Origin of the sequence: Aeromonas lacus (assembly GCF_000764665.1) — a bacterium.
Classification (GTDB): Bacteria; Pseudomonadota; Gammaproteobacteria; order Enterobacterales; family Aeromonadaceae; genus Aeromonas; species Aeromonas lacus.
The window spans coordinates 22,735-28,849 of the sequence record NZ_JRGM01000048.1; the positions used below are offsets into that span (position 1 = coordinate 22,735).

Annotated in this window: 7 protein-coding genes; 5 read left to right on the forward strand and 2 right to left on the reverse strand. The window is 59.6% G+C overall.

The window, feature by feature from the left end:
* The first annotated feature begins 2 nt into the window (after positions 1-2).
* Genes LG31_RS0107040 through rpoS form a run of 4 tightly spaced genes read left to right on the forward strand, consistent with a single transcriptional unit; the run spans position 3 to position 3,316 of the window.
* Positions 3-620 (forward strand): protein-L-isoaspartate(D-aspartate) O-methyltransferase, encoded by a 618-nt coding sequence (locus LG31_RS0107040; protein WP_033113776.1) that lies wholly within the window; start codon positions 3-5, stop codon positions 618-620.
* Complete coding sequence (locus tag LG31_RS0107045; RefSeq protein ID WP_033113777.1) at positions 617-1,198, forward strand: YqaA family protein; 582 nt, start codon at positions 617-619, stop codon at positions 1,196-1,198. Before LG31_RS0107040 ends, LG31_RS0107045 begins: the two co-directional genes overlap by 4 nt.
* A gap of 9 nt (positions 1,199-1,207) precedes the next feature.
* Positions 1,208-2,284, forward strand: a complete 1,077-nt coding sequence (locus LG31_RS0107050) for a peptidoglycan DD-metalloendopeptidase family protein (protein ID WP_033113778.1) — start codon at positions 1,208-1,210, stop codon at positions 2,282-2,284.
* Between the two features lie 45 nt (positions 2,285-2,329).
* Positions 2,330-3,316 (forward strand): RNA polymerase sigma factor RpoS, encoded by a 987-nt coding sequence (gene rpoS, locus LG31_RS0107055; RefSeq protein WP_033113779.1) that lies wholly within the window; start codon positions 2,330-2,332, stop codon positions 3,314-3,316.
* Positions 3,317-3,413: 97 nt separating this feature from the next.
* Here the strand turns inward: rpoS and LG31_RS0107060 are convergent, their stop codons facing one another.
* Positions 3,414-4,451, reverse strand: coding sequence for an alkene reductase (locus LG31_RS0107060; RefSeq protein ID WP_033113780.1), 1,038 nt, complete (start codon positions 4,449-4,451; stop codon positions 3,414-3,416).
* 199 nt (positions 4,452-4,650) lie between these two features.
* On the opposite strand from LG31_RS0107060, the gene LG31_RS0107065 reads away from it, so the two are divergent.
* On the forward strand, positions 4,651-5,217 hold the full coding sequence (locus LG31_RS0107065) for a TetR/AcrR family transcriptional regulator (RefSeq protein ID WP_033113781.1): 567 nt from the start codon (positions 4,651-4,653) through the stop codon (positions 5,215-5,217).
* Positions 5,218-5,266: 49 nt separating this feature from the next.
* Here the strand turns inward: LG31_RS0107065 and LG31_RS0107070 are convergent, their stop codons facing one another.
* Positions 5,267-5,611 (reverse strand): endonuclease domain-containing protein, encoded by a 345-nt coding sequence (locus LG31_RS0107070; protein ID WP_033113782.1) that lies wholly within the window; start codon positions 5,609-5,611, stop codon positions 5,267-5,269.
* Positions 5,612-6,115 lie beyond the last annotated feature (504 nt).

A 6,115-nucleotide genomic window follows, 5' to 3' on the forward strand; every position in this document is an offset into this window, starting at 1 on the left:
GTGTGATAGTACAGCGCCTGTTAAATCAGCTCATTGCGCAGGATATTCGCGATTTTCGCGTGCTGGCGACCATCGCGAAAGTGCCGCGCCAGCTATTCGTGGATGAGGCCATGGCCCACAAGGCGTGGGACAACACCGCCTTGCCCATTGGCCATGGCCAGACCATTTCGCAGCCCTACATGGTGGCGCGAATGACCGAGCTGCTGATGCAAAATGATCCGGCCCACGTGCTGGAGATTGGCACTGGCTCCGGTTACCAGACGGCGATCCTAGCCCATCTGGTGGAGCACGTTTATACCGTGGAGCGGATCAAGTCGCTGCAGTTCCAGGCAAGACGCCGGCTGCGCCAGCTCGATCTGCACAATGTCTCGGCCAAGCACGGTAACGGCTGGCTGGGATGGCCCAACAAGGGGCCTTACGACGCCATTCTGGTGACGGCGGCGGCGAGCGAGATCCCGACGGCGCTCACCGATCAGCTGGCCGATGGCGGTCGGCTGGTATTGCCGGTGGGCGATAGCCAGCAGACCCTGCAACTGATTGAACGCTCCGGCTCCCAGCTGACCAGCCGAATTCTGGAACCGGTGCGTTTTGTTCCCCTGATCGACGGAGATGTTGAGTGAAGTTGTTTTCCCGTTTGTATGTACTGGTAATGCAGTGGGCGCGCCACAAATACGCCCCCTGGTATCTCTCCATCACCGCCTTTATCGAATCTGTCTTCTGGCCCATCCCGGTTGACGTGATGCTGGCGCCTATGGCGCTCGGCAAGCCACACAAGGCGTGGCACTACGCCACGCTGGCCACCGTATTCTCGGTGCTGGGCGCCCTGTTTGGCTATGCCCTTGGCTACGCCCTGTGGGATCCGGTGGTGCAGCCGCTGGTGGCTTCCGTCGGTTATGAGGGCAAGATCGCCATCGCCCGCCACTGGTTCGAGCAGTGGGGTATCTGGGTCATCTTTATCGCCAGTTTCACCCCGATCCCCTACAAGGTGTTTACCGTGACGGCAGGGCTGTTGCAAATGGCTCTGTTGCCCTTCATCATCACCTCCCTCATCGGCCGCGGTTTGCGCTTTTTCCTGGTGGCAGGTTTGATGCGCTGGGGTGGCGAGAAGATGGAACGCAAACTGATGCACTACGTAGATGTGCTCGGTTGGCTCTGTATTGGTCTGGCCGTCGTGGCCTATTTCTGGTTTAGTCGTTAAGGATCCGCTATGCGTTCGCGTATTTGGCAGGGAAGCAGTGTCGTCGTTCTTTCATGGCTGCTGCTTGCCTGTTCTTCCAGTAAAAATGCCGCTCCGGTTGAGGGGCTGGGTGATGGTCCCTTCGTCTCGACCATCCCGACCCGTCAGGGCGGCGCTCAGGTCAGTGCCCCCATCCAGGGCAACAGCTACGTGGTGAAGCGGGGCGATACCCTCTACTCCATCGCCTTCAACTCCGGCAACGACGTGCCGTCGCTGGCCAGCCTCAACAACATCAGCCCGCCCTACAACATCTATCCGGGGCAGCGCTTGCGACTCGATGGATCCAGCGCCAGCGTGAGTAGCAGCCGCAGTTCCGGCACCTATGAGGTGCGTCGCGGCGATACCCTGAGCAGCATCGGCCGCCAGTTCGGCATGACGCCGCAGGCGCTGGCCCAGAGCAACAGTCTGAGTGCCCCCTACGCCCTGCAGCCGGGTCAGGTGCTCAACGTTCAGTCTGCCGGTGGCAACAGCACTCAGATGGTAGCCGCAACCCGCCCGGTGACACCGGTTCCGGTGCAGACCACCACGACCCGACCGAGCAGTGGCCCGCGTCCGTTGGCAGAACCGAGCGGATCTGGTCAGACCACGCCATTCATCTCGCAGAAATCCGTTGCTGCGGAGGCACCGAAGGAATACGCTCAGGTCAAAGAACAAAAAACAGACAACTCCCAGTCGAGACTCTCCTGGCACTGGCCCGCAAAAGGCCGTATCGTCGAGGGGTTCTCTGTTGCAGAACAGGGTAACAAGGGTATCGACATAGCCGGCCAGAAGGGGCAACCCGTCTACGCCGCCAGCAGCGGTAAGGTGGTATACGCTGGCAGTGCTTTAAGGGGGTACGGCAAGCTGATCATCCTCAAGCATGATGATGACTATCTCTCCGCCTACGCACACAACGACGAGTTGCGGGTGAAGGAAGGGGACAGCGTCAAGGGGGGCTCGGTCATTGCCAACATGGGCAGCACGGACGCGCCGGATGTGCGATTGCATTTCGAGATCCGGTACAGAGGCAAGTCGATCAATCCGATGAGCTATTTGCCAAAGCGTTAACCCCAGAGAGACCGTCTTACTCTGGTAACGTCAGGGAGACACACCATGAGCCAAGAACAACTGGTAATGCAGGATGCAGAGTTAGAGTTTGACGCTGACCCCGAGTCTAACGAAGAGGTAGAAGAGCTGGAGGAGGTGGCCGCCGAGGCGGAAGAGACCATCTCCGATGAATTGCTGGCACCGGAACTGAACAAGGTGATGGATGCCACCCAGCTCTATCTGGGGGAGATTGGCTTCTCCCCCCTACTCACTGCCGAAGAAGAAGTCTATTACGCCCGTCGTGCCTTGCGGGGTGACAAAGCCGCCCGCAAGCGCATGATCGAGTCCAACCTGCGACTGGTGGTCAAAATTGCCCGTCGCTACAACAACCGCGGCTTGGTGCTGCTGGATCTTATCGAAGAGGGCAACCTCGGTCTTATCCGTGCGGTCGAGAAGTTCGACCCCGAGCGCGGCTTCCGTTTCTCTACCTATGCCACTTGGTGGATCCGCCAGACCATCGAGCGGGCCATCATGAACCAGACCCGCACCATCCGTCTGCCCATTCATGTGGTCAAGGAGTTAAACGTTTACCTACGCACCGCGCGTGAGCTCTCTCACCGTCTCGATCATGAGCCGACCGCCGAAGATATCGCCCATGCGCTCGATCGTTCGGTGGATGACGTGAACCGTATGCTCAAGCTCAACGAGAAGATCACCTCGGTGGATACCCCCATCGGTGGCGATCGCGACAAGGCGCTGCTGGATGTGCTCTCCGACGAGCGCGGCATGGGGCCGGAGCTGGAATCCCAGGATGACGACATGCGCGCCAGCATCGTTCACTGGCTGGAAGAGCTCAATCCCAAACAGCGGGAAGTGCTGGCTCGCCGGTTCGGCCTGCTGGGTTACGAGCCAGCCACCCTTGAGGATGTGGGGGCCGAGATTGGCCTGACTCGCGAGCGGGTACGCCAGATCCAGGTCGAGGGGCTGCGCCGTCTGCGGGAGATCCTGCTGAGCCAGGGGCTCTCCATCGAGGCCCTCTTCCGCACCAATTAAGTCCGCACCAACGCAATACGGCATCAGCCAGATAGCACGAGGGGAGCAACTGCTCCCCTCGTTTTTTATTGCCTGTCGTTTGGCGATACCGATGCGGTTAGACCAGCTCAGCCAGCATGGTATCAGCGTAGGGCACCAGCGCTTCGCCCTTCTTCACCTTGGTGAGGTAGTCCGGGTTGGCGATAAGCGGACGACCGATAGCCACCAGATCGAAGCGGTTGGCCTCGATGGCCGCGGCGGCGCGCTCGGCGTCGTAGTTGCCCACCCCGACCAGATTGCCCTTGTAGTGGGCGCGCAGATAGTCGGAGGCGCGGCCACCCAGATAATCGAAGGTGAGGTTGTCATCGAAGATGCCGAGGTGGATATAGGCCAGCGGGCGATCATTGAGCTTGCCCAGCAGGTAGTCGAACACGGCGCGATCTTCCGGGCTGCCCGCCAGATGGACATAGGCACCCGGGGAGAGGCGAATACCAACCCGATCACCGCCGATCCGGGCGCTGATGGCATCGACCACTTCCAGCGCGAAGCGGCTCATATTTTCCGGGCAGCCACCGTAGTTGTCGCTGCGCAGGTTGGTGGAGTGGTGCAGGAACTGGTCGATCAGGTAGCCGTTGGCACCGTGGATCTCCACCCCGTCAAAGCCCGCCTCGATGGCGTTGGCACCGGCAGTCGCGTAATCCTGCACCAGCTGGGCGATTTCCGCCTCGGTCAGGGCGCGCGGCACCTGATAGGTCAGCTCGCGCATGCGCGGCACTGTACCCTCGTGCGCCACGGCAGAGGGGGCCAGCACTTCCGCCTGATGGAAGAAGGGGTGGGAGAGGCGACCGACGTGCCACAGCTGGGCGAAAATCTTGCCACCCTTGGCGTGCACGGCGCTGGTCACTTTCTTCCAGCCATCGATCTGAGCCTGGGTGAAGAGGCCCGGAGTATTGGGGTAGCCCTGCGCATCGGGGCGGATGATGACGGCTTCGGAGACAATCAGGCCGATGTCGGCACGGCGAGCATAATAGGCAGCCATCTGCTCGGTCGGCACCAGACCTGGGCCTGCCATGCAGCGGGTGAGCGGGGCCATCATGAAACGGTTGGCCAGGGTCAGAGTGTCATTGAGTCGATACGGCTGAAACAGGGTATTCATGATAGGTTGTCCTGAACGGGTTATTCTTGAACGTGCATTCAAGACGTTTTTTTGTTCCGATGCAAGTCTTTTTTGAATGTGCGTTCAAGATGGTTGGCCCCGACCTGCGAGTGGGGTACACTTGCCGACCTTTTCCAGCGCGCGTTGCCAGCGGCTCTTTTTGTGTCGTGCCAACGAACCATTTCCGACGGGAGGAGCCATGCGCATTGCCGAGTTTGATCGTGACGAGGTGCTACGAAATGCCATGGAGGCGTTTCGCGCCAAGGGGTACGCCAAGACCACCATGCAAGAGCTGGTGGCCGCTACCGGCCTGCACCCGGGCAGCATCTACGGCGCCTTCGGCAACAAGCGCGGCCTGCTGCTGGCGGCCGTCGATCACTACGTGGAGAGCAAGCGAGCCCTGCGCCGCTCCCTGCTCGACAATCCGAGCCCGCTGGCCGGTCTGGCTGCCTATCTCGATCAGGTGGTGACCGAGGCGCTTTGTGGCACCTGTCTGGTGACCCGCACCATGATGGAGCTGAGCGAACAGGATGAAGAGCTGACCCAGCGGGTCAAGGGGATCTACGGCGAGCTGGAGCAGGAGCTGGCGGATCTGCTGGCACAGGCGCAGCAGTGCGGTGAGCTGGCGCCGGATCGGGATATTCACACCCTCACCGCCCTGCTGCTGATCAATCTGCAGGGGCTTATCACCTTCGCCCAGTGCCGCCCCGATCGCCCCCTGCTTGACGATGTGGTCGCCCAGCTGATGCGGGCCCTGCGGGCGTAAGTTGGGTTTCTCCTTCTCTGTTTTTGCTTTTTGAATTGAGGGGAAGGGGTCAATCAGAGCGGCGTAATGAGAGCAGGATAAAATCCAGCACGAAGCTGAGCCTGCTCAGCACATCGTTATTCCACACTCGTATCACCCGAAATCCCTGCTGATTGAGATAGGTTGTCCGAGCCTCGTCATGCATCTGGTTCGCTTGTGTTCCGTGTTGCGAACCATCCACTTCGATGACCAATCCCTGTTCAAGGCAGATAAAATCCACCACATAGGGGCCGATGGGTACTTGGCGGCGAAATTTCAGCCCCGCCAGACGGCGATTGCGCAACTGTTGCCACAGTTTCTGCTCTGCCAGCGTGGCATCTCGTCTCAGTCGTTTGGCAAAGAGGTTGCTATCCATAAACTGCCCCTGCTCCGTATCGCCCTATAGATATAGCCAGCTTCCCATCTGGTTACCGGTTGGATATTGCGTCCCCTCACCCTAGCCCTCTCCCGGAGGGAGAGGGCTAGGGTGCTGTCGGGATTGGGCTGATCAGCACTGTGCTTATTGCCGTATTCGAGCTGGGTCAGCTGGATTTGGTGATATGTATTTGGCGATAAATTATTGAATGTGCTGGGAATCGTCTGGCTGATTGGTTGTCCGCGATGCAGCAAGTTGTCGCGTAACAGCTACCTTCTCCCCTTGCGGGAGAAGGGTTGGGGATGAGGGGGAGGGAGCCGCCCTCACCCTAACCCTCTCCCAAAGGGAGAGGGGACAGATCCAGGTGCAGTCGGGACTGGGTTGATCATCACTGCGCTTATGGCCGTATTCGAGCTGGGTCAGCTGGATTTGGTGATATGTATTTGGCGGTAAACTATTGAATGTAATGGAAATAGTCTGGCTGGTTGGTTGTCCGCGATGCAG